Below are 25,085 nucleotides of genomic sequence, written 5' to 3'. Positions count from 1 at the left end.
GCACGCGATCGGCCGCGGCCAGCCACTCGTCAGCGTCGTGCGACACGACGACGACGCCGACCCCGCCCTCCCGAACGCGCGCGACCGCCTCTCGCACGGCACGGCGCCCGCGCGCGTCGAGACCCGCGGTCGGCTCGTCGAGGAGCAGGTAGCGCGGCCGCATCGCGAGCACGCCCGCCAGTGCGGCGCGGCGCGCCTCGCCGCCGGACAACGAGAACGGCGAGCGGGCGCCGAACACGGCCGGCGGCAGCCCGACGCTCTCGAGCGCGTCCGCCGCGTCGCTCGCGGCCTCCTGTTCGGAACGCCCGAGGTTGCGCGGGCCGAACGCCGCGTCCTCGAGCACGGTATCCGCGAACAGCTGCGACTCGGCGTCCTGGAACACCATGGCGACCGCTCCTCGCACAGCGTCGCCGAGCGGCGCGCCGTCGGCCTCGACCGTGCCACCGGTGGGCTGCATGAGGCCGGCGAGGACGCGCAACAGTGTCGACTTGCCCGAGCCGGTGCGCCCGATCACGAGTGCCAACCCCCCGGACTCGAGCTCCAAGGACACGCCGTCGAGCGCGGTCGCCGCGAAGCTCGTGCCCGCGGAGTACACGTGCGTGACGTCTCGCGCGACGAGGCTCACAGCGCCGCCACCACGCTTTCCGCGGACAGCGCCGTCTCGGGGACCCGCACGCCTCGCCGGCGGAGCTCGGCCGCGATCGCCCCGGCGGGCGGCAGCTCGAGCCCGCACCGGTCCAGCAGGTCCGCGTCGGCCAGCAGCGGCCCCGGCGCGCCCGCGTACGCCACGCGGCCCTCGGCCAGCGCGACCACGCGGTCCGCGCCGGCGGCGTCGGCGAGGTCGTGGCTCACGTGCAGCACGCCGCACCCTCCCGCCCGCAACCGTTCGACGGCCGCGAGCACCGCCTCGCGGCCCTCGGGATCGAGCATCGCCGTCGGCTCGTCGAGCACCACATACGCCGGCCGCATGGCGAGCGCGCCGGCGATCGCGAGCCGCTGCTTCTGCCCCCCGGACAGCAGGTGGGGCTCGCGCCGTTGCATGCCATCGAGGCCGACCGCGGCGAGCGCCTCATCGACGCGTGCGCGGATCTGCTCGCGGGGCAGCCCGAGGTTCTCGGGGCCGAACGCGACGTCCTCCTCGACCGTGGTTCCGACGATCTGGTTGTCCGGGTTCTGGAACACCATCGCGACCAGCTCGCGCACCTCGTGCCCGCGCTCCGGGTCGGCCGTGGCGATGCCGTCGACGGTGACCGACCCGCCCGCCGGCAGCAGCAGCCCGTCACACAGGCGCGCGAGCGTCGACTTCCCCGAGCCGTTCGCCCCGAACACCGCCACGTACTCGCCCGCAGACAACGCCAGCGAGACGCCCTCGACCGCGGGCCGGTCGGCGCCCGGGTAGGTGAACGAGATGTCGGCGAGCTCGATCATGCGCCCTGCCCGGTCCTCTCGAAGCACGAAGGGCCCCGGTGTCGGGGCCCTTCGGACGGTACCAAAACGCGGACGTCGGCGCGCTAGTCGACGAGCTCGAGGATGACCATCGGCGCGGCATCGCCCTTGCGGGGGCCGAGCTTCAGGATCCTCGTGTAGCCGCCGTCGCGGTCGGCGAAACGCGGGGCGACCTCGGCGAAGATCTTGTGAACCAGCGCCTTGTCGCCGATCTCGGCCATGACCAGGCGGCGCGAGTGCACGTCGCCCTTCTTCGCCCACGTGATGATCCTCTCGACCAGCGAGCGGACCTCCTTGGCCCGCGTCTCGGTCGTCTTGATGCGGTCGTTGGTGAACACGGCGATCGCCAGCGAACGGAGCATGGCCTTGGTGTGGCTTGCGTCCGTGCCGAGCTTGCGCCCCTTCTTCAGGTGCCTCATCTTGCGGTCTCTCCTAGCCCTTCAGGCCCAAGCCCATCTGCTGGAGCTTGTCCTTCACTTCCTCGATGGACTTCGCGCCGAAGTTGCGGATGTTGAGCAGGTCCGCCTCCGTGCAGTCGGTCAGCTGCCCGATGGTGTTCACGCCCTGGCGCTTCAGGCAGTTGTACGAGCGGACGGTGAGGTCGAGCTCCTCGATCGGGGTCTCGAGCAGCGTCTCCTCGGTCGACTTCGGATCGGTGAAGATCGGAGCGTCCGACAGCGGCGTCACAGCCTGCTCCATGAACAGCGAGGCGTGCTCGTCGAGGATGCGCGCGGCGCGGGCCACGGCGTCCGCCGGGTCGACCGCGCCGTTGGACTCGACCTCGAGGGTGAGCTTGTCCCAGTCGGTGCGCTGGCCGACGCGCTCGTTCTCCACCAGGTAGGTGCAGCGCGAGATCGGCGAGAACAGCGAATCGACGGTGATGACGCCGATCGGGTCGTCGGCGCGCTTGTTGCGGTCGGCGGACACGTAGCCGCGCCCCGTGCCGATGCGCACCGACATCTCGAGCTTCGCGCCCTTGTTCAGGTTCGCGATGACGTGGTCGGGGTTGACCAGCTCGAACTCGGCCGGGATCTTCAGGTCCGCGCCGGTGACGACCTTCGGGCCCGCTGCGGTGAGCGTGGCGACCGCGTCGCCCTCACCGATGCCGGTGTCCCTGAAGATCAGGCCCTTCACGTTGAGCACGATGTCGGTGACGTCCTCGCGGACGCCGTCGATGGTCGAGAACTCGTGCTGGACGCCCTCGACGCGGATCGACGTGGCCGCGGCGCCCTGCAGCGACGACAGCAGCACGCGGCGCATGCAGTTGCCGAGCGTGTAGCCGAAACCGCGCTCCAGCGGGCCGACGATGTAGCGGGCCGTACGCTCGTCGATGACCTCGACCGAAACCTCGGGCCTCATGAACTCGGTCATGCGGGAAGCCTCCTTGGGACGTACCTGGGTACGGACTGCTACTTCGAGTACAGCTCGACGATGAGCTGCTCGCGGACGGGCGTGTCGATCTGGTCGCGCTGGGGCAGGGTCAGGATCTTGCCCTGCTTCTTGTCCGCGTCGACCTCGAGCCAGCCCGGGACCTCGATGCGGCCCGAGGAGATGATCGCGGCCTTGACGCGGTTGAAGTCCTTCGCCTTGTCGGCGACCGAGACGACATCGCCGGCGCGCACGCGGGCCGACGGGATGTCGACGCGGCGGCCGTTGACGGCGATGTGCCCGTGGCGGACCGCCTGACGCGCCTCGTCACGCGAAGACGCGAAGCCGAGGCGGTAGACGACGTTGTCCAGCCGGCTCTCGAGCAGGCGCAGGAGGTTCTCACCCGTGATGCCCTGCTGGCGGCTGGCGATCTTGTAGTAGTTGCGGAACTGCTTCTCGAGCACGCCGTAGACTCGCTTCGCCCGCTGCTTCTCGCGCAGCTGGACCCGGTACTCCGATTCCTTCGGGCGCTTCTTGCCCGCCATGCCCGGCGGGTAGGGCCGCTTCTCGACACCGCACTTGTCGGTGTAGCAGCGGTCGCCCTTCAGGAAGAGCTTGATGCCTTCACGACGGCACAGTCGGCAGTCAGCACCGCTGTAACGTGCCATGTGTCCGATACCTCCGGGATTCCTACACGCGACGCCGCTTGCGAGGGCGGCAGCCGTTGTGGGGGACAGGGGTGCAGTCCTGGATGCTGGAGATCTCCAGCCCGGCTGCCTGCAGGGAGCGGATGGCGGTCTCGCGACCGGAGCCCGGGCCCTTGACGAACACGGAGACCTTGCGGACGCCGTGCTCCTGGGCGGCCTTGGCACACGCCTCCGCCGCGAGCTGCGCGGCGAACGGCGTGGACTTCCGCGAACCCTTGAAGCCGACCTGGCCGGCGCTGCGCCACGAGATGACGTTGCCCGACGGGTCGGTGATGCTGATGATCGTGTTGTTGAAGGTGGACTTGATGTGCGCCTGGCCCACCGCGATGTTCTTGCGCTCGCTGCGCTTGACGCGGGTGCGAGCGGTCTTCTTCTTGGCAGCCATGGACTACTTGCCCTTCTTCTTCGCGCCGATCTGGCGACGCGGCCCCTTGCGGGTGCGCGCGTTCGTGTGGGTGCGCTGTCCGCGGACCGGCAGGCCCTTGCGGTGGCGCAGGCCGCGGTAGCAGCCGATCTCCATCAGGCGCTTGATGTTCTGGCCGACCTCTCGGCGCAGGTCGCCCTCGACCTTGAGGTTCCGGTCGATGTACTCACGAAGGCGGACGACCTCCTCCTCGGTGAGGTTCCTCACGCGCGTGTCGGCGGAGATGCCGGTCTCCCGGCAGATGGCCTGGGCCGTGGTGAGCCCGACGCCGTAGATGTAGGTGAGGCCGATCTCGACGCGCTTCTCGCGCGGGAGGTCGACGCCAGCAATACGTGCCAAGGTCTACAGACCTCCTTAGCCCTGCCGCTGCTTGTGCCGGGGGTTCTCGCAGATCACGAGCACCCGACCGTGGCGGCGGATGATCTTGCACTTCTCACAGATCTTCTTGACCGAAGGACGTACCTTCATCGATCCGGTCCCTTCATGGCGGTTCTCATCTATCTCCAACACCCAGCCGCAGGTGTTCTGTCTTCGTGGTGCCGGACACGCCGCCGGGCGTGTCCCTTCCGTGCGCGCAGCGCGGTTCTACTTGAAGCGGTAGGTGATCCGACCGCGCGTCAGGTCGTAGGGCGAGAGCTCGATGACGACGCGGTCACCGGGGAGGATGCGGATGTAGTGCATGCGCATCTTCCCCGAGATGTGGGCCAGTACCTTGTGCCCGTTGTCCAACTCGACACGGAACATCGCGTTGGGCAACGGCTCAACGACCGTTCCCTCCATCTCGATGGAGTCGTCCCGCTTTCCCAAGCACTCCCGCCTTCGGTTCGCCTAAAGTCGCGAATGGTCAGTATATCGGTCGAATACGGCCGAGTCCAGCACGAATCACCCCGAATCACCCCGTTCGACCCTATTCGAGCGTCAGTATCGACGGGCCGTCGGCCGTGACGGCCACGGTGTGCTCGAAGTGGGCCGACAGGGACCCGTCCGCGGTCACGACGGTCCAGCCGTCGTCGAGAGACCGGACCTGCGCGCCGCCCGCGTTCACCATCGGCTCGATGGCCAGCACCATCCCCTCGCGCAGCGCAGGCCCGGTGCCCGACTGCCCGAAGTTCGGCACGTTCGGCTCCTCGTGCATGTCGCGCCCGATGCCGTGACCGACGTACTCGCGCACGACCGAGAACCCGGCGTGCTCGACCACCGTCTGGACCGCGCTGCTGATGTCGTGCAGCCGCATGCCCGGGACGCACTTGGCGATCCCGGCGACCAGCGACTCGCGCGTCACGTCCATCAGCCGGCGTGCCTCGCTCGACACGAGGCCGACCGCGAACGTCATCGCGGAGTCGCCGTAGTAGCCGTCGACGACGGCGCCGATATCGATGGAGACGATGTCACCCTCGGCGAGCGCGCGCATGCCCGGGATACCGTGGACGACCTCGCCGTTGACCGAGGCGCAGATCGACGCCGGGAAACCGCGATACCCCTTGAACGCGGGCACCGCGCCGTCCTCGCGGATGGCGGCCTCGGCGAGCGCGTCGAGCTCGGCCGTGGTGACTCCGGGCCGGACCGCCTCGCCGGCCACGCGCAGCGCGCGCGCGGTGACTCGGCCGGCCGCGCGCATGTGTTCGATCTCGGCCGGCGACTTGCGGATGATCACGGCGATTGCGGCCCTACGCCTCCAGGACGGCCTTGACGTCGACGAAGACGTCATCGACCGGCCGGTCACCGTCGATGCGGTGCAGGAGGCCCTTCGCGTCGTAGTAGTCGATCAGCGGCGCCGTCGAACGCTCGTACACGTCGAGGCGGTTGGCCACGGTGGCCTCGTTGTCATCGTCGCGCTGGTACAACTCGCCGCCGCACTCGTCGCAGACCGTCGGGTCGGCGGGCGCGTTCGCGAGCAGGCTGTAGATCTTGCCGCAGGAGCGGCAGGTACGCCGCGAGGCGAGCCGCCGCACGATGACGTCCTTGTCCACGTCGATCGAGACGGCCGCGTCGATGTCCTTGCCGAGTTCGGCCAGCACGCCGTCGAGCGCCTCGGCCTGCGCGGTGGTACGGGGGAAGCCGTCGAGGATGAAGCCCTTCGCGGCGTCCGGCTCGCCGAGGCGGTCGCGGACCAGGCCGATGACGACCTCGTCGGGGACGAGCTCACCGGCGTCCATGTAGCGCTTCGCCTCGAGGCCCAGCGGAGTGCCGTCCTTGACGGCACGGCGCAGGATATCGCCGGTCGAGATCTGCGGGATGCCGTACGACTCGATCATGCGCTCGGCCTGCGTGCCCTTGCCCGCCCCCGGCGCGCCCAGCAGGATGACGTTCATCGTTCCTCCCCTTCCCTTGCGCCCTACTTGAAGAAGCCGTCGTAGTGCCGCATCTTCAGCTGGCTCTCCAGCTGCGTCATCGTCTCGAGAGCGACTCCGACCATGATGAGGATCGACGTGCCGCCGAAGTTCTGCAGGGCCGGCACCTCGGTCGCGCGGAAGAGCAGCGTCGGCGCGATCGCGATGGCCGCAAGGAAGATGGCGCCCGGCAGCGTGATGCGGTTCAGCACGTTCTCGATGTAGGTCGTCGTGGCCTTGCCGGGACGCACCCCGGGGATGAACCCGCCGTTCTTGCGGAGGTTGTCGGCCAGATCGATGGGGTTGAACACGAGCGCCGTGTAGAAGTACGTGAAGAACACGACGAGGATCGGGTAGAGCATGAAGTACAGCCAGCCCTTGGTCAGCGCCGTCGACAGCGACGTCAGCCAGCCCACGCGCACGTACGCCGCGATCTGCGCAGGGAAGAACAGGATCGAGCTGGCGAAGATGATCGGGATGACGTTGGCGCCGTTGATCTTGAGCGGGATGTAGGTGCCCGCCCCGCCGTACACCCGGCGGCCGATGACGCGCTTGGCGTACTGCACGGGGATGCGCCGCTGAGCGCGCTCCATCATCACGATGGCCGCGACGACGCCCACGAAGATGACGAGCAGCACGATGGCCATGACGTACTGCTTCGAGCCGCCGACGGCCAGCGTGGAGGCCACCGCCTCCGGGAAGCGCGCGACGATGCTCGAGAAGATGAGCAACGACATGCCGTTGCCGATGCCGCGCTGGGTGATCAGCTCGCCGAGCCACATGATCAGCGCCGTGCCGGCCAGCAGCGAGATGATGATGATGATCCGGTTCGGCCACGAGAACACGATGCCGAGGCCCTGGGGCGGCGGCGCCTGGAACAGGCCGATGAGGCCGATCGCCTGCAGCAGGCCGATGCCGAGCGTCAGGTAGCGCGTGATCTGCGTGATGCGGCGCTGACCGGTCTCGCCTTCCTTGGCCCACCGCTCGAGCGTCGGGATGACGCCCTGCAGCAGCTGCATGATGATCGAGCTCGTGATGTACGGCATGATGCCGAGCGAGAAGACCGCGAAGTTCTCGAGCGCGCCGCCGGCGAACAGGTTCAGCAGGCCGAGCGCGGCCTGGCTCTGCACGATCTCCGTGATCGCGCCGGGGTCGACGCCCGGGACGGGGATGTGCGCCCCGAACCGGTAGACGGCGATCATCGCCAGCGTGAAGAGGATCTTCTTGCGGAGCTCCGGGACCTTGAACGCGTTGACGAGCGCCTGGATCACAGCGACTCGACCTTCCCTCCGGCGGCCTCGATCTTGGTGACGGCCGACGCGGAGACCTTGTCGACGCGCACCGTGAGCGCCTTGGTGATCTCACCGTCGCCGAGTACCTTGACCGGCACGGTCTTGCTCTTGATGACGCCCTTCGCGAACAGCGCATCGATGTCGACGGTCTCGCCGGCCGCGAACAGCCCGTCGATCCGGCCGACGTTCACTACCGCGTACTCGACGCGGAAGCGGTTCTTGAAGCCGGGAAGCTTGGGCAGGCGCATCGCCAGCGGGTTCTGGCCGCCCTCGAAGCCGGGGCCCTTGCCGCCGCCCGCGCGGGACAGCTGGCCCTTGTCGCCGCGGCCGGCGGTCGAACCGTGGCCGCTGCCGTTGCCGCGGCCCACGCGCTTGCGGGGCTTGCGCGACCCGGGAGCCGGGAAGAGATCGTTGACCTGCATCGTGTTCGCTCCTTCTTCGCTCTCCGCACGCGCGCTCGTGCGCGCCGCGGGGCCGGCAGCTCGCCGCCGGCGGACTGGTCGTGTGCGCTTCGCGGGGCCTAGAGGCCCTCGACCTCGACGAGGTGGCGCACCTTGGTGATCATGCCGCGGACGGCCGGGGTGTCCGGCTTCTCCACGGTGTGATGCATCCGCTTGATGCCGAGCGCCCGGACGGTGTCCTTCTGGTCCTTCGGACACCCGATGGCGCTACGAACCTGGGTGATCTTGAGCGTCTGCGTCTTGGCGGTCATCTCCGCTACTCCTTGCCGTACATCTGGTCGACGGTGATGCCGCGACGGCGCGCGACGTCCTCGGGACTCTGAAGCGACTTCAGGCCCTCGGCGGCCGCCTTCACCATGTTGAGCGCGTTGTCCGAGCCGAGCGACTTGGACAGAACGTCACGGATGCCGGCGAGCTCGAGCAGGGCGCGCACCGGGCCGCCGGCGATCACGCCGGTACCGGGAGCGGCGGGCTTGAGCAGCACGCGGCCGGCGCCGAACACGCCCGTGACCTGATGCGGGATCGTGGTTCCAGAGACCGAGACGCGGAACATGTTCTTCTTCGCGTCCTCGATGCCCTTCTTGATGGCGAGCGGCACCTCGGTCGACTTCCCCATCCCCACGCCCACCATGCCCGCCTCGTCGCCGACGACCACGAGCGCAGTCAGCGAGAAGCGCCGGCCGCCCTTGACGACCTTGGCGACGCGGTTGATGTAGACGACCTTCTCCTTGAGCTCCGAGACCGGAGCGACGAAACGAGCCATGCGCGTTCCTCCTAGAACTTGAGCCCGGCCTCGCGGGCGCCGTCCGCCAGGGCCTTGACGCGGCCGTGGTACAGCCGCCCGCCACGATCGAACACGACCTCGGTGACGCCCGCGTCCATCGCACGCTTGCCGACGAGCTTGCCGACCTCGGCCGCTGCCGCGACGTTCGCGCCAGACTTGAGCGTGCCGCGCAGGTCGCGGTCCACGCTCGACGCAGCCGCGACGGTCCTACCGGCGACGTCGTCGATGACCTGGGCGTAGATATGGCCGTCCGTGCGCGTCACGCACAGGCGGGGCCGCGCAGCGGTGCCCGACACCTTGCCACGCACGCGGCGGTGCCGCCGTGCGAGACCCGCCGCCTTTGCCTTGAGCTTGTCCATGTGCCTACTGCTCTCCCTGTTCCCTCGGGCCGCACATGCGGCCCGCGACTACTTGGCGGTCTTGCCGACCTTGCGGCGGACGTACTCGCCCTCGTACCGCACGCCCTTGCCCTTGTACGGCTCAGGCGGCCTCTTCTTGCGGATCTCCGCAGCGATCTGGCCGACGCGCTGCTTGTCGATGCCGCGCACGGTCACGCGGGTGGGCGCGGGCACCTCGAACGTGATGCCCGGCTCCGCCACGACGAGCACGGGGTGGCTGTAGCCCAGCTGCATCTCGAGGTCCGAGCCCTTCATCGCGGCACGGTAGCCGACGCCCACGATCTCGAGGTTGCGCGCGAAGCCCTCGGACACGCCGACGACCATGTTGGAGACCAGCGTGCGGGTCAGGCCGTGCAGCGAGCGGTGACGGCGCTCGTCGCTCGGGCGCGTCACGGTCAGGACGCCGTCCTCGAGCGCGATGGCCATGTCCTCGCTGAACGTCTGGGTGAGGGTGCCCTTCGGCCCCTTCACCGTGACGGTCGCGCCGTCGATCGTGACCTCGACCCCGGACGGGACCGGGATGGGCTGCTTGCCGATACGGCTCATGGCAGTGCTCCTTCCTTCCCTATCCGGCTACCAGATGTAGGCGATGACCTCGCCGCCCACGCCGGTCTTGCGCGCGGCCTTGTCGGTCATGACGCCCTTGGACGTGGAGATGACGGCCGTGCCAAGCCCGCCGAGGACGCGGGGGATCTCGTCCTTCTTGGCATAGACACGCAGGCCCGGCTTGGAGATGCGGCGCAGCCCCGTGATGGTGCGCTGCTTCTTCGCGCCGTACTTCAGCGTGACGGTCAGCGTCGCCTGCGGGCTGGCCTCGGTCACGACGTACTCCTCGATGTAGCCCTCTTCCTTCAGGATGCGGGCGATCTCGACGAGCTTCTTGGACGAAGGCATCGTCGTGGCCGGCAGGAACGCGGAGTTCGCGTTGCGGATCCTGGTCAGCATGTCGGCGATGGGGTCAGTCATGCTCATGGTGCCTCTCGTACCTCCTCGTATCGGTCGTTTCGAACCTCGGCCGCCGGTTCGGGCCCGCCCGTGGCGGGGCCGCCTTGCGGCAAAGGCCCCGGTCATTCGGGGCGTGCTTGCGTCCCTACCAGCTCGCCTTGCGGATGCCGGGCAGCTCGCCGCGGCTCGCCAGCTCGCGCACGCAGATGCGGCACAGGCCGAACTGCCGGTAGAACCCGCGCGGACGACCGCAGCGGACGCACCGGTTGACGGCCCGCGTCGAGAACTTCGGCGCGCGCCGTGCCTTGGCGATCATCGACTTCTTTGCCACTTGCTACCTCCTCGACGTGGAGCGCGCCTTTCGCGCCCCCGTATCGAAACCGTGTTGCCGTGCTACCTCTTGAAGGGGAACTCGAAGGCCGCGAGCAGCGCCTGGGCCTCGTCGTCGGTCTTCGCGGTCGTGACGATGGTGATGTCCATGCCGCGGACGCGGTCCACCTTGTCGTAGTCGATCTCGGGGAAGATGAGCTGCTCGGTCACGCCCATCGAGTAGTTGCCGCGGCCGTCGAACGAGGTCGTCTCCATGCCGCGGAAGTCACGGATGCGGGGAAGCGCCGCCGACAGCACGCGGTCGAAGAACTCCCACATGCGGTCGCCGCGCAGGGTGACCTTCGCGCCGATCGGCATGCCCGCGCGGATCTTGAAGCCGGCGATCGACTTCTTGGCGCGCGTGATGATCGGCTGCTGGCCGGTGATGATGCGCAGGTCCTCGACGGCGCCGTCGAGCAGCTTGGAGTCCTGCGCCGCGGCGCCGACGCCCATGTTGACGACGATCTTGTCGAACCGCGGGACCTCGTTGATGTTCGCGTACCCGATCTCGGCCATCAGCTTCGGCCGGATCTCGGTCACGTACCGCTCTTTCAGCCTCGGTGCCACTTCGTGCCTCTCCCTTGCCTTGTCGTCGCCGGATTGCCGACCCGGCGCACCACCGCGCCCCGGCTTGTCGCCGGGCGCGGCTTTGGATCAGGTCGCTACCTGTCGATCGCCTTGCCGCACTTCTTGCACACGCGCACGCGCACCGAGCCGCCGTCGGGAGACTTCTCCCGCTGCCGGCCGAGCCGCGTCGGCTCCGAGCAGCTCGGGCAGACCAGCATCACGTTGCTCACGTGGATGGTGCCCTCGACCTCGAGGATGCCGCCCTGCGGCGCCTTCTGCGTCGGGCGCTGGGCCTTCTTGATCATGTTCACCCGCTCGACGACGATGCGCTGCTTCGCCGGGTAGACCCGAAGGACCTTGCCTTCCTTGCCACGGTCCTTGCCGGTGATCACGCGAACCTTGTCGCCCTTGCGGACGGAAAGCGAGCTTGCCACGTTCCCTCCTCGCCTACAGGACCTCGGGCGCGAGCGACACGATCTTCATGTACCGGCGGTCGCGCAGCTCGCGCGCCACCGGGCCGAAGATGCGGGTGCCCCTCGGGTTGCCCTGGTTGTCGATGATGACGGCGGCGTTCTCGTCGAACTTGATGTAGCTGCCGTCCGAGCGCCGCACCTCCTTCTTGGTGCGAACGACCACCGCGCGGACGACCTCGCCCTTCTTGATGGCGGCGTTCGGCGTGGCCTCCTTCACGGAGCACACGATGGTGTCGCCCACATGGGCGTAGCGCCTGCGCGAACCGCCGAGCACCTTGATGCACTCGACGCGCTTGGCTCCTGAGTTGTCGGCCACCTTGAGGTGGGTCTCCTGCTGGATCATCTCTATCCTCCGCCTACGGCCGCCGCGTCAGCGGCAGCCCCACTTGCAGTCGCCGCATCAGCGGCAGCTTGCCTGTCCGCTGGATGCTGCGTCACTTGGCTCTCTCGACGATGCGGACCAGGCGCCAGCGCTTCAACTTCGAGAGCGGCCGCGTCTCCATGATCTCGACGACGTCGCCGACCCCGGCCTCGTTGGCCTCGTCGTGCGCGTGGAACTTGGTGCTGCGGGTCAGCATCTTGCCGTACAGCGGGTGGGGCTTGCGCTCCTCGACCCTGACCACGCAGGTCTTGTCGCCGGCCGCCGAGACGACACGCCCCTGACGGACCTTGCGGCTGTTGCGCTCCGTGCTCATCTTCTCAACCATCTCCCTTGCGCCTTACGACGCCGCGTTCTTGGCGCCGGCGAGCTCACGGGCACGCAGCTCCGTGTGCAGGCGCGCGATGTCCTTCTTGACCGCCCCGATGCGGGCGGGATTGTCGAGCTGGCCGGTGGCCAGCCGGAAGCGCAGGTTGAACAGCTCGGTGCGGGCGTCCTTGATCTTCTGCTCCAGGTCGCCGTCTTCCATGTCGCGGATCTCTGCGGGCTTCATCTTCAGACCTCACCGCCGCTCTCGGCACGCGTCACGAACTTCGTCTTGATGGGCAGCTTGTGCTGGGCGAGTCGGATCGCCTCCTTGGCGACCTCCTCGGAAACGCCGGCCAGCTCGAACATGATGCGGCCGGGCTTGACCACGGCGACCCACTTCTCGGGGTTGCCCTTGCCCGAGCCCATGCGGGTCTCGGCCGGCTTCTGGGTGACCGGCTTGTCCGGGAAGATCGTGATCCAGACCTTGCCGCCACGCTTCATGTAGCGGGTCATCGCGATACGGGCGGCCTCGATCTGCCGGTTGGTGATCCAGCCGGGCTCGAGCGCCTTGAGGCCGTACTCGCCGAAGTGGACCTGGGTGCCGCCCTTGGCCACACCCTTCCTCGACCCGCGCTGCACCTTGCGGTGCTTCACTCGCTTGGGCAGAAGCATGACTGTCTACTCCCTCCCGGCCCGCTCGCGGCGGCCGCGCGGGGGACGATCGCGGTCGCGCGCCGGACGGTCGTCGGCGGGCTCGTTCAGCTGGGCGATGGTCTGGCCCGGCAGTTTCTCGCCGCGGTAGATCCAGACCTTCACGCCGATGCGGCCGAAGGTGGTCTTGGCCTCGGCGGTGCCGTAGTCGATCTTGGCGCGCAGGGTGTGGAGCGGCACGCGGCCCTCGCGGTACCACTCGCGGCGGCCCATCTCGGCGCCGCCGAGGCGGCCCGAGCACTGGATCCGGATGCCGAGGGCGCCGCCCTTGGTCGCCGAGGTGACGGCCTTGCGCATCGCACGGCGGAACGCCACGCGGGCCTCGAGCTGCTCGGCGACGCCCTGGGCGACCAGGGTCGCGTCGATCTCCGGCCGCTTGATCTCGACGATGTCGACCGCCACGATCTTGCCGGTCGTGCGCTCGAGGTCCTTGCGGATGACGTCGACCTCGGAGCCCTTCTTGCCGATGACGATGCCCGGACGCGCGGTCCAGACCTCGACGATCAGCTTGTCGCCCTTGCGCTGGATCTCGATGCGCGAGACCCCGGCGCGGCGCAGCTTGTTGAACAGGTACGCGCGGACGGCGAGGTCCTCGGCGAGCAGGTCACGGTAGTTCTTGCCCGCGTACCACCGCGAGCGCCAGTCCTCCGTGATGCCCAGCCTCAGACCGATCGGGTAGACCTTCTGGCCCATGGCGCTACGCTCCCTCTCGCTGCTTGACGACGACGGTGATGTGGCTGCTGCGCTTCTCGATGCGGTGCGCACGGCCGCGCGACTGCGGGCGGATGCGCTTCATCGTCGGGCCCTCGTCCACGTAGGTCTCGGAGACGTAGAGCCCCTCGCGCTTGAGCTTCAGGTTCTTCTCGGCGTTGGCCACCGCGCTCATCAGCGTCTTGGCGACGGGCTCGGCCGCGGCCCGCGGGGTGAACCGCAGGACGGCCTCGGCCTCGCCGACGTCCTTGCCGCGGATGAGATCCACGACGAGGCGCGCCTTGCGGGGGCTGACCCGCACGAAGCGGGCGACTGCTCTGGCTTCCATCGTGTGCTACCTCTTGCCCTTCCTGTCCGCGGCGTGCCCGCGGAACGTGCGCGTCGGGGCGAACTCGCCGAGCTTGTGGCCGACCATCGACTCGGTGACGTACACCGGGACGTGCTTGCGGCCGTCGTGCACGGCGATCGTGTGCCCGACCATCTCCGGGAAGATGGTCGAGGCCCTCGACCACGTCCGGATGACCTTCTTGTCGCCGGCCTCGTTCATCTGCTGCACCTTGGCGAGCAGCCGGGGCTGGATGAACGGTCCCTTCTTCAGGCTCCTGCTCATGTGGCGTTCCTCAGCTCCCTCTTCGCTACTTCTTGCGGCGCCTGATGATCAGGCGGTCCGACGACTTGCCCTTCTTGCGGGTCCGGTGGCCCTTGGTCGGCACGCCCCACGGCGTGACCGGGTGCCGGCCGGCGGTCTTGTTCTTGCCTTCGCCGCCGCCGTGCGGGTGGTCGACCGGGTTCATGGCCGTGCCGCGCACCGTAGGACGCTTGCCGAGGTGGCGGTTGCGGCCGGCCTTGCCGACCGAGATGTTGGCGTGCTCGGAGTTGCCGACCTCGCCCACGGTGGCCCGGCACGTCACCGGCACCATGCGCATCTCGGACGACGGCATGCGCAGGATGGCCTTGTCGCCCTCCTTGCCCATCAGCTGGGCCGAGGTGCCTGCCGAGCGGGCGATCGCGGCGCCCTTGCCGGGCTGCAGCTCGATCGCGTGCACCACGGTACCGACGGGGACGTCGGCCAGCGGCAGGGCGTTGCCCGGCTTGATGTCGGCGCCGGGGCCGGACATCACCGCGTCGCCCTGGGCGAGCTTGTCGGGCGCGAGGATGTAGCGCTTCTCGCCGTCGGCGTAGTGCAGCAGAGCGATGCGCGCCGAGCGGTTCGGGTCGTACTCGATGTGAGCGACCTTGGCCGGCACGCCGTCCTTGTTGCGCTTGAAGTCGATGACGCGGTAGCGCCGCTTGTGGCCGCCGCCTTGGTGCCGCGTGGTGATGCGGCCGTTGTTGTTGCGCCCGCCCTTGGAGGACAGCGGCGCGAGCAACGACTTCTCGGGCTCGCTTCGCGTGATGTCGGAGAAGTCCGACACCGTCTGGAAACGGCGCCCGGGGCTCGTCGGCTTGTACTTCTTCAGTCCCATTCGTTCCCTTCCTTCCGTCCGATCGCCGGTGCGTTCCCGGGACAGGAACGCCCGAACCCGGACTACCACGGTGCCGGGCGGCTCCATCGGTGCGGCGAGCGCCGCCCCGGGTGGGAGCCCCCGGTGGCTAGTGCGACTCGAAGAACTCGATCGAGTCGCCTTCCTTGAGCGTGACGACGGCCTTCTTCCAGTCGCGCGTGTGTCCCTTCGCGTAGCGGACACGGCGAGGCTTGCCGTTGACGTTCATCGTGTTCACGCTCATGACGGTCACGCCGAAGATCTCCTCGATCGCGGCGGCGATCTGCGGCTTGGTCGCGTGCTTGTCCACCTCGAAGGTGTAGCGGTTGTGGCCGATCATCTCGTAGCTCTTCTCCGAGACGATGGGGCGCACGATGATCTGGCGCGGATCGCTCATGTTAGGCCAGGACCCCCTCGACGAACTCGAGCGCGGGCTTGGTGAACAGCACCGATACGTTGTCGACGAGGTCGTATGCGTTGGCCTCGGACGCGGTGATCACCCGCACGGTCGGGATGTTGCGGAAGGACAGGGCGGCGTTGACGTCGTCGTTGGCCACGACGAGCGTCACGCGCCCGGTGATGCCGAGGGCTGTGAGGATCTCGGCCGCCGCCTTGGTGGACGGCTTCTCGAACGGGAACGAGTCGACCACGTAGAGCGCGCCGTCGGCCGTCTTGGCGGACAGCACGCTGCGCATCGCGAGCTTGACGACCTTGTTGTTCACGCGGAACGCGTACGAGCGCGGGTGCGGCCCGAAGACCACGCCGCCGCCGCGCCACTGCGGGGCGCGCGTCGTGCCCTGACGGGCGCGGCCGGTGCCCTTCTGGCGCCACGGCTTCGCGCCGCCGCCGGAGATGCGGCCGCGCGTCTTGGTCTGGTGCGTGCCGGCGCGGCGCCCCGCCTGGAGGCTGCGCACGACCTGGTGGACGGCGAACGGGTTCGGCTCGATGCCGAAGACCGCGTCGGAGAGCTTCGCGCTCCCGACCTTCTTCCCGCTCGCATCCTTGATGTCTACCGATGCCATCTCGTATCCACTCCTCGAAGCTGCGCGGCTGGTCGCCGGAACAGCTAGGCCTTCCGGACTGTCAGCAGGGCGCCGGTGGCGCCGGGGACGGCGCCTCGCACGAGCAGGAGGTTCTGCTCGGCGTCGACGCGCACGACCCGCAGGTTGCGGACCGTGACGGTGTCGGAGCCCATGTGGCCCGGCAGGCGAAGGCCCTTGAGCACGCGCGACGGGGTCGCGCACATGCCGATGGAGCCCGGCTCGCGATGGAAGTGCGAGCCGTGGCCGCCGGGGCCGCCGCGGTAGTTGTGCCGCTTCATGACGCCCTGGAAGCCCTTGCCCTTGCTGGTGCCGGTCACGTGCACGATCGCGCCCTCCTCGAAGGCCTCGACCGTGATCTTCTGCCCGAGCTTGAACTCCTCGCCCTCGTCGAGGCGGACCTCGGCGAGGTGGCGCTTCGGATCGACCTTGGCCTTCTTCAAGTGCCCGGCCTCCGGCTTGGTCAGCCGGTCCTCGCGCACGTCGCCATAGGCGATCTGCACGGCACGATAGCCGTCGGTCTTCTCGGTCTTGACCTGCGAGACCACGCACGGCCCGGCCTCGATGACGGTGACCGGGACCAGCCGGTCATCATCGCTCCAGACCTGGGTCATGCCCAGCTTCGTTCCGAGTATCGTCGTCGTCACTGCACTCACCATCTCTTCCGTCGCGGTCATGGGCCTTCACGCGCCCGCGGCGCTCCTCGCCGCGGCTCCCAGCGGACCGCACTCCACAGCGCTCTCGCACCCTCGCGGGTGCGGCGCGCACTTCCTACAGCTTGATCTCGATGTCCACACCGGCCGGCAGGTCGAGGCGCATGAGCGAGTCGACCGTCTTGGGCGTGGGCTCGAGGATGTCGATGAGGCGCTTGTGCGTCCTCATCTCGAAGTGCTCCCGGCTGTCCTTGTTGACGTGCGGGGAGCGGATGACGCAGTACAGGTTGCGCTCGGTCGGCAGCGGGATGGGGCCCGCGACCTTCGCACCCGTCTTCTGCGCCGTGTCCACGATGAGCTTCGTGGACTGGTCCACGACCTCGTGGTCGTAGCCCTTCAGGCGGATCCTGATCTTCTGCTCAGCCAACTTGCTAACCCTCCGACAAGCGGGATCCGGGAGCCCCGGCCCGCTACTGGCCCACCGCTGCGGCGTCGCCGCCGACCTTCTTGACGATCTCCTCGGCGACGCTCTTGGGAACCTGCTCGTACGCCTTGAACTGCATCGTGTAGGACGCGCGGCCCTGGGTGCGGCTGCGCAGGTCCGTCGCGTAGCCGAACATCTCGGACAGCGGCACCTTGCCGCGGATGACCTGCGAGTTGCCGCGGCGCTCCATGCCCTCGATGTGGCCGCGGCGCGCCGAGAGGTTGCCCATGACGTCGCCCGCGAAGTCCTCGGGGGTGACGACCTCGACGGCCATGACCGGCTCGAGCAGCACGGCGCCGGCCTTGCGCATGCCCTCCTTGATCGCCATGGAGCCCGCGATCTTGAACGCCATCTCAGACGAGTCGACCTCGTGATACGAACCGTCCACGAGCTCGACTCGCACGTCGACGACCGGGTAGCCCGCGAGCACGCCCGTCTCGAGCGCCTCGGAGATACCCTTGTCGACCGCCGGGATGTATTCCTTGGGGATGGCGCCGCCCACGATCTTGCTCTCGAACACGTAGCCGTCGCCCGGCTCCTGCGGCACCACGTTGATGACGACGTGGCCGTACTGGCCGCGGCCACCGGTCTGGCGCGAGAACTTGAGGTCCACGTGATCGGCGCGGCGGCTCGCGGTCTCGCGGTACGCGACCTGCGGGCGGCCGACGTTGGCCTCGACCTTGAACTCGCGCAGGAGGCGGTCGACGATGATCTCGAGGTGCAGCTCACCCATGCCGGCGATGATGGTCTGGCCGGTCTCGGTCTCGGTGCGGACCCGGAAGGTCGGGTCCTCCTCGGCGAGCTTGGCCAGTGCGGCGCCGAGCTTGTCCTGCTCGGCCTTGGTCTTCGGCTCGATCGCGATGTCGATGACCGGGTCCGGGAAGACCATGGACTCGAGCAGGACGGGGTTGTTCTCAGCGCACAGCGTGTCGCCGGTGGTGGTCGCCTTCAGGCCCACGGCGGCGACGATGTCGCCGGCGGTGACCTGCTGGACGTCCTCGCGGTGGTTCGCGTGCATCTGGAGCAGGCGGCCGATGCGCTCCTTGTGCCCCTTGGTGGAGTTGAGGATGTAGGAGCCGGCGTCCAGCGTGCCGGAGTAGACGCGGAAGTAGGTCAGCTTGCCGACGAACGGGTCGGTCATGACCTTGAACGCGAGTGCGGCGAACGGCGCGCTCGGGTCCGCGGGGCGCTCGACGTCGTTGCCGGTCTTGATCTCGACGCCCTTGATGGCCGGGATGTCGAGCGGCGAGGGCAGGTAGTCGATGACGGCGTCGAGCAGGGGCTGCACGCCTTTGTTCTTGAACGACGCGCCGCAGGTGACCGGCGTGACGGCACAGGCGATGCACGCCTTGCGCAGCGCCGCCTTGAGCTCGTCGACGCTGATCGGCTCGTCCTCGAGGAACTTGTGCAGGAGGTCGTCGTCGTACTCGGCGGCGGCCTCGACGAGGTCGTGGCGGTGCAGCTCGGCCTCGTCGGCCAGCTCGGCCGGGATCTCGCCCACCGTGGGGTTGATGCCCTTGTCGTCCTCGTTGAAGTGCCACGCGGTCATCTCGACGAGGTCGATGATGCCCTCGAAGCGATCCTCGGCGCCGATCGGCATCTGGAGCAGGACCGGCCGCGTGTTGAGACGGTCCTTCATCATCTGCACGACGTTCATGAAGTCCGCGCCGGTGCGGTCCATCTTGTTGATGTATGCCATGCGGGGCACGCCGTAGGTGTCGGCCTGGCGCCACACCGTCTCGGACTGCGGCTCCACGCCGCCGACCGCGCAGAACACCGCTACCGCGCCGTCGAGCACGCGCAGCGAGCGCTCCACCTCGACGGTGAAGTCGACGTGGCCCGGCGTGTCGATGATCTGGATGCGGTAGTCCTTCCAGAAGCAGGTCGTGGCGGCCGAGGTGATCGTGATGCCGCGCTCCTGCTCCTGAACCATCCAGTCCATGGTGGCGGCGCCGTCGTGGACCTCGCCGATCTTGTGCGTCTTGCCCGTGTAGAACAGCACGCGCTCGGTCGTCGTGGTCTTGCCGGCGTCGATGTGCGCCATGATCCCGATGTTGCGGGTCTTATCGAGGGAATACGAAGCCATCTTCGGTGTGTGTCGTCTCTTCTTCGGGGGGTCTTCGTCTACCAGCGGTAGTGCGAGAACGCGCGGTTCGACTCGGCCATCTTGTAGAGGTCCTCGCGCTTCTTGACCGAGGCGCCGAGGCCGTTCGCGGCGTCCATGATCTCGCCGGCAAGGCGCTCGGCCATGGTCTTCTCGCGACGCTTGCGGGAGAAGCCGACGATCCAGCGGATCGCCAGCGTGGTGGAGCGGCGGGCGTTGACCTCGACCGGGACCTGGTAGGTCGCGCCGCCGACACGCTTCGGCTTGACCTCGAGGCTCGGGCGGATGTTGTCGAGCGCCTTCTTGAACACCGACAGCGGGTCGGTGCCCATCTTCTGCTCCACGATGTCGAACGCGCCGTAGACGATGCGCTCGGCCAGGGCCTTCTTGCCCTGGAGCAGGATCTTGTTGATGAGCTGGGTCACCAGACGGTTGTTGTACACCGCGTCCGGCATGACCTCTCGCCTTGCGGCAGCTGCGCGCCTTGGCATGTTCTATCTTCTCCTTGGGGTGCCGGTCGGCGCATGAACGGCAGCGCTCTTCGCTGCCCGTTCGATGCGTCGTTACTTCGCCCTCTTGACGCCGTAGCGCGAGCGGGCCTGGTTGCGGTTGCCCACACCGGCGCAGTCGAGCGCGGCGCGGATGATCTTGTAGCGCACGCCCGGCAGGTCCTTCACGCGGCCGCCGCGCACGAGCACGATCGAGTGCTCCTGGAGGTTGTGGCCGATGCCGGGGATGTAGGCGGTGACCTCGATCTGGTTGGTGAGGCGGACACGCGCGACCTTGCGCAGCGCCGAGTTCGGCTTCTTCGGGGTCGTGGTGTACACGCGCGTGCAGACGCCGCGCTTCTGGGGGTTGCCCTTCAGCGCCGGGGTCTTGCTCTTGCTCACCGCCTGCTGGCGGCCCTTGCGGACCAGCTGGTTGATGGTAGGCAACGCTCTTCCCTTCGTCTTCGTTCGCGCCCGTGTCCGCGCCCGTTCCCGGCGCGCACGCAGACTGACGGCCCACCCGGAGCCGCAAGGGGGTACTCTAGCCACTCGTGGCGGGGTTGTCAAACAACGCGGCCGGGCGTATCCATAGGCGGCCCAGGCCGCTGCGGCGACGCCCCGGTGACCCCCGCGCCGCCGGAACACAACGGGCGCCGCCCTGTCCGGACGGCGCCCGTATCACGCTTGTGACCTGCGAGGGCCTACGCCCGGAGCACGAGCCCCCGCTCGCCGAGGATCCGCTCGACCTCCTCGAGCGCCTTGGCGCCGAAGCCCTTGATCGCGAGAAGCTCGTCGCCGGTCTTCACGAGCAGCTGGCCGAGGGTCTCGATGCCCTCGTCGGCCAGGATGTTCGCGTAGCGCGTCGGCACGTCGATGTCGATGAGCGGCGTGTCCATCGGGATGGTCCCGGTCGGCATCTCAGCGTTCGGGTCGAACACCATGCCGGTGAACGCCTCGACGTCGAACGCGTCGGTATCGCCCTCGCCCGGCAGGTCGGCGAACCACTCGGCCGCCTCCTCCGGCGAGAACGGGCTCTCGATGGCGGACGGCGCTGGCAGCATCGCCTCGAGCTCCTTGAGCTCGTCGGGCGCGAAGTCCGGAAGCGGCCCACCCGTCGGCGACGGCGTCCACTCGGCGATCTCGCCCTTGTACTTCAGCGCGACGGAGCGGTAGCGCTTCATGCCGGTCGCGGCAGGGATGAGCTTGCCGATGATGACGTTCTCCTTGAGGCCCAGCAGCTGGTCCTCCTTGCCGGCGATCGCGGCGTCGGTGAGCACGCGAGTCGTCTCCTGGAACGACGCCGCCGACAGGAACGACTCGGTAGCCAGCGAGGCCTTCGTGATGCCGAGGAGCACCGGCACGGCCGTGGCGGGCTTCCCGCCTTCGGCGATGATGCGCTCGTTCTCCTCGTTGAAGACCGCACGGTCGACGAGAGCGCCCGGCAGCATCGACTCGGCGTCGCCCGGCTCGAGCACGGTCAGCTTGCGCATCATCTGGCGCGCGATGACCTCGATGTGCTTGTCGTTGATGTCGACACCCTGCGAGTTGTAGACCGCCTGCACCTCGGAGACGATGTACCTGAGCAGCTCGTTCGCGCCGCGCAGGTGGAGCAGCTCATGCGGGTCGACGGACCCCTCGGTCAGCTGCATGCCGGCCTCGACGGTCCCGCCGTGCGCGACGCCCGGCCGCAGGCGCGCGCGCCTCGGGACCGTGTGCTCCTCGGTGTGCCCCTTGGGGTCGGTGATGGTGAGCTTGCGGACCTTGTCGGCCTCCTCGATCGTCAGCGCACCGCCGATGCCCGCCAGCATCGCGGCGCCCTTGGGGTGGCGCGCCTCGAAGAGCTCCTGGACGCGCGGCAGGCCGTGCGTGATGTCCTCGCCCGCGACGCCACCGGTGTGGAACGTACGCATCGTGAGCTGCGTGCCGGGCTCTCCGATCGACTGCGCGGCGATGATGCCGACGGCCGTGCCGATGTCGACCGGGCGGCCGGCGGCCAGGTCCCAGCCGTAGCACTTCTCGCAGATCCCCTGCGTGGCACGGCAGGTCATGACGGTGCGGGCACGCACCGAGTCCACGCCTGCGTCCACGAACGCCTGGACGTCGGCCTCGGAAGTGATGTACTCGCCGGCGTCCTTGAGGATCTCGCCGGTCTTGGGGTGCGCGACCGGAGTGGCGAGGCAGCGCCCGACGAGGTCCCGGTCGATGCGCCCGTCCGGCTCGACGAGCTTGAAGCCGACGCCCTCGTCGTCGCCGCAGTCATCCGAGCGCACGATGACGTCCTGTGCGACGTCGACCAGACGCCTCGTCAGGTAGCCCGAGTCGGCGGTACGCAGCGCGGTGTCGGCGAGGCCCTTGCGAGCGCCGTGCGTCGAGATGAAGTACTCGAGCACGGACAGGCCCTCGCGGAAGTTCGCCTTGATCGGGATGTCGAGGATACGGCCCTGCGGGTTGGCCATGAGGCCTCGCATGCCGGCCAGCTGGCGGACCTGCTTGATGTTTCCTCGGGCACCCGAGTTGGCCATCATGAAGATCGGGTTGAACGGGTGGTTCTCCTCGAAGTTGGCGGCCATCGCACGGCCGACCTCATCGGTGACGCGGTCCCAGATCTGGATGATGCTCTGGTGGCGCTCGCCGGCCGACACGAAGCCCTGGTCGAACTTGCGATCGATGTCAGCGAGCTCCTCCTCGGCCCTCGCGATGATCGCCGGCTTCTCGGCCGGGACCTCCGCGTCCCATACCGACACGGTGACGCCGGCGCGCGTGGCGTAGTGGAAGCCGAGGCGCTTGACGTCGTCGAGGATGCGCGCGAGCTCGACCGTGCCGTACTTGGTCGAGCACTCCTCGACGACCGCCGCGATGCCCTTCTTGTCGATTTCGCGGTTCACGAACGCGTGGTCGGCCGGCAGCGCGCGGTTGAACGTGATGCGGCCGACGGTCGTCCTGATGCGCTCGCCCGCCTTGCGCTCGCGCGCCGCGGTCTTGTGCGTGACGACCCCGTCCGCGTCCTCGCCCACGTCGTACTGCTCGACGATGTCCTCGGCCAGGCGGACCTCGATCATCGCCTGCAGGTCGACGGTGCGGTTGTCGTACGCGCAGATGGCGTCGTCGAAGTCGACGTACGCACGGCCCTCACCGTTCAAACCGGCGCGCGCCGCCGTCAGGTAGTACAAGCCGATGACCATGTCCTGCGTCGGCGTGGTCAGCGGACGGCCATGCGCCGGTGACTTGATGTTGTTCGTCGACAGCATGAGGATGCGCGCCTCGGCCTGCGCCTCGGCGGACAGCGGCACGTGCACGGCCATCTGGTCACCATCGAAGTCCGCGTTGAACGCGGTGCAGACCAGCGGATGGATGCGGATGGCCTTGCCCTCCACGAGCACCGGCTCGAACGCCTGGATGCCGAGGCGGTGCAGGGTGGGAGCGCGGTTCAGCAGCACCGGGTGCTCGCGGATGACCTCTTCGAGCACGTCCCAGACCACGCCCTTCTGGCGGTCGACCATGCGCTTGGCGCTCTTGATGTTCTGCGCGTATTCGAGGTCCACGAGCCGCTTCATCACGAACGGCTTGAACAACTCGAGGGCCATGACCTTGGGCAGGCCGCACTGGTGCAGCTTCAGCTCCGGGCCGACGACGATGACCGAACGGCCCGAGTAGTCGACGCGCTTGCCGAGCAGGTTCTGGCGGAAGCGGCCCTGCTTGCCCTTGAGCATGTCGGAGATCGACTTCAGCGGGCGGTTGCCCGGGCCGGTGACGGGGCGTCCGCGGCGGCCGTTGTCGAACAGCGCGTCGACGGCCTCCTGGAGCATGCGCTTCTCGTTGTTGACGATGATCTCGGGCGCGCCGAGGTCGAGCAGCCTCTTCAGGCGGTTGTTGCGGTTGATGACACGGCGGTACAGGTCGTTCAGGTCGCTCGTCGCGAAGCGGCCGCCGTCGAGCTGGACCATCGGACGAAGGTCCGGCGGGATGACGGGGATCGCGTCGAGGATCATCCATTGGGGCTTGTTGCCCGAGGTGATGAACGAGGTCGCGACCTTGAGGCGCTTGGCCGCGCGCGCGCGCTTGGCGCCCTTCCCGTTGCGCACATCCTCGCGCAGTTCGGCGGAGAGCGCCTCGAGGTCGATCTGCTCGAGCAGGTCCTTGACCGCCTCGGCGCCCATGCCGCCGCGGAAGTAGTTGCCCCAGCGCAGCTTCATCTCGCGGTAGAGCTGCTCGTCGCCGACGAGGTACTTCGGCGTGATGCGGCAGAACTCGTCGAACGCCCGGCGCAGGAGTTCCTTGCGCTCGGTGTACTCGTCCTCGAGGTCGCGCACATCGCGCTTGGCCTCGGTCTCGATCTTCTTGACGCGGTCGGCGACCGGCGTCTCCTCGTCGACGATCTCGCCTTCCTCGGGCTCGATCTCGCCCTTGTTGACGGCGACGAGGCGCTCGGCCTCCTCCTCGACGGCGCGGACCTCCTCGGCCAGCTCCGCGTCGAGCGAGGCGTAGTCCGCCTCGAGCTCGTCACGCAGCTCCGCCAAGTCCGCCTCGCGGTCCTCCTCCTGGACGGAGGTGATGATGGACGACGCGAAGTACAGCACCTTCTCGAGGTCCTTCGGCGTGATGTCGAGCAGGTAGCCGAGGCGCGAGGGGACGCCCTTGAAGTACCAGATGTGGCTGACCGGCGCGGCGAGTTCGATGTGGCCCATGCGGTCGCGGCGCACCTTGGCGCGCGTGACCTCGACGCCGCAGCGCTCGCAGATGATGCCCTTGAACCGGACGCGCTTGTACTTGCCGCAGTAGCACTCCCAGTCCTTGGTCGGCCCGAAGATCTTCTCGCAGAACAGGCCGTCCTTCTCGGGCTTGAGCGTGCGGTAGTTGATGGTCTCGGGCTTCTTCACCTCGCCGCGCGACCACTGGCGGATCTGCTCGGAGGAAGCGAGCTGGATCCTGAACCTATCGAAGTTGTTCACATCGATCTCGGACAACTGCGGGTCCTTCCCTAACGGCACGCCCCGCGACCGGGGCGACCGGGTCCGTCCGTGGCTGGTGGCGCTACTCCTCGACCTGCAGCTCGTCGGCGTCCACGGGCTCGCCGTCGTCCGAGTCGCCCATGTCGTCCGCGCGCTCCTCGTCCTCGACGACGCCCTCGAGCGAGATGCCGAGGTCCTCCATGCCGCCC

37 protein-coding genes are annotated in these 25,085 nt (G+C 68.5%); all 37 read right to left on the bottom strand.

The genetic code is table 11. The features are described from left to right. The coding region (locus FDZ70_00770; GenBank protein ID TLM80460.1) for an ATP-binding cassette domain-containing protein at positions 1 to 625 on the bottom strand (625 nt) is incomplete at its 3' end. Continuing rightward, positions 622 to 1,428, bottom strand: a complete 807-nt coding sequence (locus FDZ70_00765) for an energy-coupling factor transporter ATPase (GenBank protein ID TLM80459.1) — start codon at positions 1,426 to 1,428, stop codon at positions 622 to 624. The genes FDZ70_00770 and FDZ70_00765, both read right to left, overlap by 4 nt. An 83-nt stretch (positions 1,429 to 1,511) precedes the next feature. Continuing rightward, positions 1,512 to 1,865: a 50S ribosomal protein L17 gene (locus FDZ70_00760; GenBank protein ID TLM80458.1), complete on the bottom strand. Its 354-nt coding sequence runs from the start codon at positions 1,863 to 1,865 to the stop codon at positions 1,512 to 1,514. Positions 1,866 to 1,878: 13 nt separating this feature from the next. Then, entirely contained in the window at positions 1,879 to 2,817 is a 939-nt protein-coding gene (locus tag FDZ70_00755; protein ID TLM80457.1) for a DNA-directed RNA polymerase subunit alpha, read from the bottom strand. 38 nt (positions 2,818 to 2,855) lie between these two features. Then, positions 2,856 to 3,482: a 30S ribosomal protein S4 gene (rpsD, locus tag FDZ70_00750; GenBank protein ID TLM80456.1), complete on the bottom strand. Its 627-nt coding sequence runs from the start codon at positions 3,480 to 3,482 to the stop codon at positions 2,856 to 2,858. Positions 3,483 to 3,504: 22 nt separating this feature from the next. Further along, complete coding sequence (gene rpsK, locus FDZ70_00745; GenBank protein TLM80455.1) at positions 3,505 to 3,906, bottom strand: 30S ribosomal protein S11; 402 nt, start codon at positions 3,904 to 3,906, stop codon at positions 3,505 to 3,507. Between the two features lie 3 nt (positions 3,907 to 3,909). After that, the gene (gene rpsM / locus FDZ70_00740; protein TLM80454.1) at positions 3,910 to 4,284 is read right to left on the bottom strand and encodes a 30S ribosomal protein S13; all 375 of its coding nucleotides are present in this window, start codon (positions 4,282 to 4,284) and stop codon (positions 3,910 to 3,912) included. 15 nt (positions 4,285 to 4,299) lie between these two features. Then, positions 4,300 to 4,413 carry a 50S ribosomal protein L36 gene (gene rpmJ, locus FDZ70_00735; protein TLM80453.1) on the bottom strand — a complete coding sequence of 38 codons (114 nt, stop codon included), beginning with the start codon at positions 4,411 to 4,413 and terminating at the stop codon, positions 4,300 to 4,302. 117 nt (positions 4,414 to 4,530) lie between these two features. Next, complete coding sequence (gene infA, locus FDZ70_00730; GenBank protein TLM80452.1) at positions 4,531 to 4,752, bottom strand: translation initiation factor IF-1; 222 nt, start codon at positions 4,750 to 4,752, stop codon at positions 4,531 to 4,533. A 100-nt stretch (positions 4,753 to 4,852) separates the two neighbouring features. Then, positions 4,853 to 5,599: a type I methionyl aminopeptidase gene (gene map, locus FDZ70_00725; GenBank protein TLM80451.1), complete on the bottom strand. Its 747-nt coding sequence runs from the start codon at positions 5,597 to 5,599 to the stop codon at positions 4,853 to 4,855. 13 nt (positions 5,600 to 5,612) lie between these two features. After that, positions 5,613 to 6,257, bottom strand: coding sequence for an adenylate kinase (locus FDZ70_00720; GenBank protein ID TLM80450.1), 645 nt, complete (start codon positions 6,255 to 6,257; stop codon positions 5,613 to 5,615). A gap of 23 nt (positions 6,258 to 6,280) precedes the next feature. Continuing rightward, a complete protein-coding gene (gene secY, locus FDZ70_00715) occupies positions 6,281 to 7,546 on the bottom strand; it encodes a preprotein translocase subunit SecY (GenBank protein ID TLM80449.1) in 1,266 nt (421 codons plus the stop codon). Next, positions 7,543 to 7,989: a 50S ribosomal protein L15 gene (locus tag FDZ70_00710; GenBank protein ID TLM80448.1), complete on the bottom strand. Its 447-nt coding sequence runs from the start codon at positions 7,987 to 7,989 to the stop codon at positions 7,543 to 7,545. The genes secY and FDZ70_00710 overlap by 4 nt, the downstream gene beginning before the upstream one ends. Before the next feature lie 98 nt (positions 7,990 to 8,087). Further along, on the bottom strand, positions 8,088 to 8,279 hold the full coding sequence (rpmD, locus tag FDZ70_00705; protein ID TLM80447.1) for a 50S ribosomal protein L30: 192 nt from the start codon (positions 8,277 to 8,279) through the stop codon (positions 8,088 to 8,090). Between the two features lie 5 nt (positions 8,280 to 8,284). Continuing rightward, complete coding sequence (locus FDZ70_00700; GenBank protein ID TLM80446.1) at positions 8,285 to 8,791, bottom strand: 30S ribosomal protein S5; 507 nt, start codon at positions 8,789 to 8,791, stop codon at positions 8,285 to 8,287. 11 nt (positions 8,792 to 8,802) lie between these two features. After that, the gene (locus tag FDZ70_00695) at positions 8,803 to 9,171 is read right to left on the bottom strand and encodes a 50S ribosomal protein L18 (protein ID TLM80445.1); all 369 of its coding nucleotides are present in this window, start codon (positions 9,169 to 9,171) and stop codon (positions 8,803 to 8,805) included. Positions 9,172 to 9,219: 48 nt separating this feature from the next. After that, complete coding sequence (locus FDZ70_00690) at positions 9,220 to 9,756, bottom strand: 50S ribosomal protein L6 (GenBank protein ID TLM80444.1); 537 nt, start codon at positions 9,754 to 9,756, stop codon at positions 9,220 to 9,222. 27 nt (positions 9,757 to 9,783) lie between these two features. Beyond that, complete coding sequence (gene rpsH / locus FDZ70_00685; GenBank protein ID TLM80443.1) at positions 9,784 to 10,182, bottom strand: 30S ribosomal protein S8; 399 nt, start codon at positions 10,180 to 10,182, stop codon at positions 9,784 to 9,786. 118 nt (positions 10,183 to 10,300) lie between these two features. Then, positions 10,301 to 10,486: a type Z 30S ribosomal protein S14 gene (locus FDZ70_00680; GenBank protein TLM80442.1), complete on the bottom strand. Its 186-nt coding sequence runs from the start codon at positions 10,484 to 10,486 to the stop codon at positions 10,301 to 10,303. Between the two features lie 62 nt (positions 10,487 to 10,548). Further along, the gene (rplE, locus tag FDZ70_00675) at positions 10,549 to 11,040 is read right to left on the bottom strand and encodes a 50S ribosomal protein L5 (protein ID TLM80463.1); all 492 of its coding nucleotides are present in this window, start codon (positions 11,038 to 11,040) and stop codon (positions 10,549 to 10,551) included. 146 nt (positions 11,041 to 11,186) lie between these two features. After that, positions 11,187 to 11,525, bottom strand: coding sequence for a 50S ribosomal protein L24 (locus FDZ70_00670; GenBank protein ID TLM80441.1), 339 nt, complete (start codon positions 11,523 to 11,525; stop codon positions 11,187 to 11,189). Between the two features lie 13 nt (positions 11,526 to 11,538). Next, on the bottom strand, positions 11,539 to 11,907 hold the full coding sequence (gene rplN / locus FDZ70_00665; GenBank protein ID TLM80440.1) for a 50S ribosomal protein L14: 369 nt from the start codon (positions 11,905 to 11,907) through the stop codon (positions 11,539 to 11,541). Between the two features lie 91 nt (positions 11,908 to 11,998). Next, a complete protein-coding gene (rpsQ, locus tag FDZ70_00660; protein ID TLM80462.1) occupies positions 11,999 to 12,259 on the bottom strand; it encodes a 30S ribosomal protein S17 in 261 nt (86 codons plus the stop codon). A gap of 24 nt (positions 12,260 to 12,283) precedes the next feature. Continuing rightward, a complete protein-coding gene (locus FDZ70_00655; protein TLM80439.1) occupies positions 12,284 to 12,496 on the bottom strand; it encodes a 50S ribosomal protein L29 in 213 nt (70 codons plus the stop codon). Positions 12,497 to 12,498: 2 nt separating this feature from the next. Then, the gene (gene rplP, locus FDZ70_00650) at positions 12,499 to 12,924 is read right to left on the bottom strand and encodes a 50S ribosomal protein L16 (protein ID TLM80438.1); all 426 of its coding nucleotides are present in this window, start codon (positions 12,922 to 12,924) and stop codon (positions 12,499 to 12,501) included. Positions 12,925 to 12,930: 6 nt separating this feature from the next. Next, complete coding sequence (gene rpsC / locus FDZ70_00645) at positions 12,931 to 13,656, bottom strand: 30S ribosomal protein S3 (protein TLM80437.1); 726 nt, start codon at positions 13,654 to 13,656, stop codon at positions 12,931 to 12,933. Between the two features lie 4 nt (positions 13,657 to 13,660). Continuing rightward, positions 13,661 to 14,002 carry a 50S ribosomal protein L22 gene (locus FDZ70_00640; protein TLM80436.1) on the bottom strand — a complete coding sequence of 114 codons (342 nt, stop codon included), beginning with the start codon at positions 14,000 to 14,002 and terminating at the stop codon, positions 13,661 to 13,663. Between the two features lie 6 nt (positions 14,003 to 14,008). Further along, positions 14,009 to 14,284, bottom strand: coding sequence for a 30S ribosomal protein S19 (rpsS, locus tag FDZ70_00635; GenBank protein ID TLM80435.1), 276 nt, complete (start codon positions 14,282 to 14,284; stop codon positions 14,009 to 14,011). A 25-nt stretch (positions 14,285 to 14,309) separates the two neighbouring features. Then, a complete protein-coding gene (gene rplB / locus FDZ70_00630; protein TLM80434.1) occupies positions 14,310 to 15,140 on the bottom strand; it encodes a 50S ribosomal protein L2 in 831 nt (276 codons plus the stop codon). Between the two features lie 127 nt (positions 15,141 to 15,267). After that, positions 15,268 to 15,555 (bottom strand): 50S ribosomal protein L23, encoded by a 288-nt coding sequence (locus FDZ70_00625; GenBank protein TLM80433.1) that lies wholly within the window; start codon positions 15,553 to 15,555, stop codon positions 15,268 to 15,270. Position 15,556: 1 nt separating this feature from the next. Beyond that, positions 15,557 to 16,180, bottom strand: a complete 624-nt coding sequence (rplD, locus tag FDZ70_00620) for a 50S ribosomal protein L4 (protein ID TLM80432.1) — start codon at positions 16,178 to 16,180, stop codon at positions 15,557 to 15,559. 44 nt (positions 16,181 to 16,224) lie between these two features. After that, positions 16,225 to 16,845: a 50S ribosomal protein L3 gene (locus FDZ70_00615; GenBank protein TLM80461.1), complete on the bottom strand. Its 621-nt coding sequence runs from the start codon at positions 16,843 to 16,845 to the stop codon at positions 16,225 to 16,227. 124 nt (positions 16,846 to 16,969) lie between these two features. Beyond that, positions 16,970 to 17,278, bottom strand: coding sequence for a 30S ribosomal protein S10 (rpsJ, locus tag FDZ70_00610; GenBank protein ID TLM80431.1), 309 nt, complete (start codon positions 17,276 to 17,278; stop codon positions 16,970 to 16,972). Positions 17,279 to 17,321: 43 nt separating this feature from the next. Then, entirely contained in the window at positions 17,322 to 19,421 is a 2,100-nt protein-coding gene (gene fusA, locus FDZ70_00605; GenBank protein ID TLM80430.1) for an elongation factor G, read from the bottom strand. 38 nt (positions 19,422 to 19,459) lie between these two features. Then, entirely contained in the window at positions 19,460 to 19,930 is a 471-nt protein-coding gene (rpsG, locus tag FDZ70_00600; GenBank protein TLM80429.1) for a 30S ribosomal protein S7, read from the bottom strand. A 72-nt stretch (positions 19,931 to 20,002) separates the two neighbouring features. Further along, the gene (locus FDZ70_00595; GenBank protein TLM80428.1) at positions 20,003 to 20,374 is read right to left on the bottom strand and encodes a 30S ribosomal protein S12; all 372 of its coding nucleotides are present in this window, start codon (positions 20,372 to 20,374) and stop codon (positions 20,003 to 20,005) included. A 254-nt stretch (positions 20,375 to 20,628) separates the two neighbouring features. Next, entirely contained in the window at positions 20,629 to 24,891 is a 4,263-nt protein-coding gene (locus FDZ70_00590; GenBank protein TLM80427.1) for a DNA-directed RNA polymerase subunit beta', read from the bottom strand. Positions 24,892 to 25,085 lie beyond the last annotated feature (194 nt).

The sequence above is a fragment of the Actinomycetota bacterium genome, from assembly GCA_005774595.1.
In the GTDB taxonomy this organism is placed as follows: Bacteria; Actinomycetota; Coriobacteriia; order Anaerosomatales; family D1FN1-002; genus D1FN1-002.
The sequence above is the reverse complement of the archived record's forward strand: the minus strand, read 5'-3'. Positions and strand labels throughout refer to the sequence as shown.

Excerpts from the sequence above, each read along its gene's own strand:
- FDZ70_00765 (TLM80459.1), bottom strand. The coding sequence starts at position 1,428 with ATGATCGAGCTCGCCGACATCTCGTTCACCTACCCGGGCGCCGACCGG.
- FDZ70_00760 (TLM80458.1), bottom strand. The coding sequence starts at position 1,865 with ATGAGGCACCTGAAGAAGGGGCGCAAGCTCGGCACGGACGCAAGCCAC.
- FDZ70_00755 (TLM80457.1), bottom strand. The coding sequence starts at position 2,817 with ATGACCGAGTTCATGAGGCCCGAGGTTTCGGTCGAGGTCATCGACGAG.
- rpsD (TLM80456.1), bottom strand. The coding sequence starts at position 3,482 with ATGGCACGTTACAGCGGTGCTGACTGCCGACTGTGCCGTCGTGAAGGC.
- rpsK (TLM80455.1), bottom strand. The coding sequence starts at position 3,906 with ATGGCTGCCAAGAAGAAGACCGCTCGCACCCGCGTCAAGCGCAGCGAG.
- rpmJ (TLM80453.1), bottom strand. The coding sequence starts at position 4,413 with ATGAAGGTACGTCCTTCGGTCAAGAAGATCTGTGAGAAGTGCAAGATC.
- FDZ70_00720 (TLM80450.1), bottom strand. The coding sequence starts at position 6,257 with ATGAACGTCATCCTGCTGGGCGCGCCGGGGGCGGGCAAGGGCACGCAG.
- FDZ70_00710 (TLM80448.1), bottom strand. The coding sequence starts at position 7,989 with ATGCAGGTCAACGATCTCTTCCCGGCTCCCGGGTCGCGCAAGCCCCGC.
- rpmD (TLM80447.1), bottom strand. The coding sequence starts at position 8,279 with ATGACCGCCAAGACGCAGACGCTCAAGATCACCCAGGTTCGTAGCGCC.
- FDZ70_00700 (TLM80446.1), bottom strand. The coding sequence starts at position 8,791 with ATGGCTCGTTTCGTCGCTCCGGTCTCGGAGCTCAAGGAGAAGGTCGTC.
- FDZ70_00695 (TLM80445.1), bottom strand. The coding sequence starts at position 9,171 with ATGGACAAGCTCAAGGCAAAGGCGGCGGGTCTCGCACGGCGGCACCGC.
- FDZ70_00690 (TLM80444.1), bottom strand. The coding sequence starts at position 9,756 with ATGAGCCGTATCGGCAAGCAGCCCATCCCGGTCCCGTCCGGGGTCGAG.
- rpsH (TLM80443.1), bottom strand. The coding sequence starts at position 10,182 with ATGAGCATGACTGACCCCATCGCCGACATGCTGACCAGGATCCGCAAC.
- rplE (TLM80463.1), bottom strand. The coding sequence starts at position 11,040 with ATGGCCGAGATCGGGTACGCGAACATCAACGAGGTCCCGCGGTTCGAC.
- rplN (TLM80440.1), bottom strand. The coding sequence starts at position 11,907 with ATGATCCAGCAGGAGACCCACCTCAAGGTGGCCGACAACTCAGGAGCC.
- rpsQ (TLM80462.1), bottom strand. The coding sequence starts at position 12,259 with ATGAGCACGGAGCGCAACAGCCGCAAGGTCCGTCAGGGGCGTGTCGTC.
- FDZ70_00655 (TLM80439.1), bottom strand. The coding sequence starts at position 12,496 with ATGAAGCCCGCAGAGATCCGCGACATGGAAGACGGCGACCTGGAGCAG.
- rplP (TLM80438.1), bottom strand. The coding sequence starts at position 12,924 with ATGCTTCTGCCCAAGCGAGTGAAGCACCGCAAGGTGCAGCGCGGGTCG.
- rpsC (TLM80437.1), bottom strand. The coding sequence starts at position 13,656 with ATGGGCCAGAAGGTCTACCCGATCGGTCTGAGGCTGGGCATCACGGAG.
- FDZ70_00640 (TLM80436.1), bottom strand. The coding sequence starts at position 14,002 with ATGGAAGCCAGAGCAGTCGCCCGCTTCGTGCGGGTCAGCCCCCGCAAG.
- rpsS (TLM80435.1), bottom strand. The coding sequence starts at position 14,284 with ATGAGCAGGAGCCTGAAGAAGGGACCGTTCATCCAGCCCCGGCTGCTC.
- rplB (TLM80434.1), bottom strand. The coding sequence starts at position 15,140 with ATGGGACTGAAGAAGTACAAGCCGACGAGCCCCGGGCGCCGTTTCCAG.
- FDZ70_00625 (TLM80433.1), bottom strand. The coding sequence starts at position 15,555 with ATGAGCGATCCGCGCCAGATCATCGTGCGCCCCATCGTCTCGGAGAAG.
- rplD (TLM80432.1), bottom strand. The coding sequence starts at position 16,180 with ATGGCATCGGTAGACATCAAGGATGCGAGCGGGAAGAAGGTCGGGAGC.
- fusA (TLM80430.1), bottom strand. The coding sequence starts at position 19,421 with ATGGCTTCGTATTCCCTCGATAAGACCCGCAACATCGGGATCATGGCG.
- rpsG (TLM80429.1), bottom strand. The coding sequence starts at position 19,930 with ATGCCAAGGCGCGCAGCTGCCGCAAGGCGAGAGGTCATGCCGGACGCG.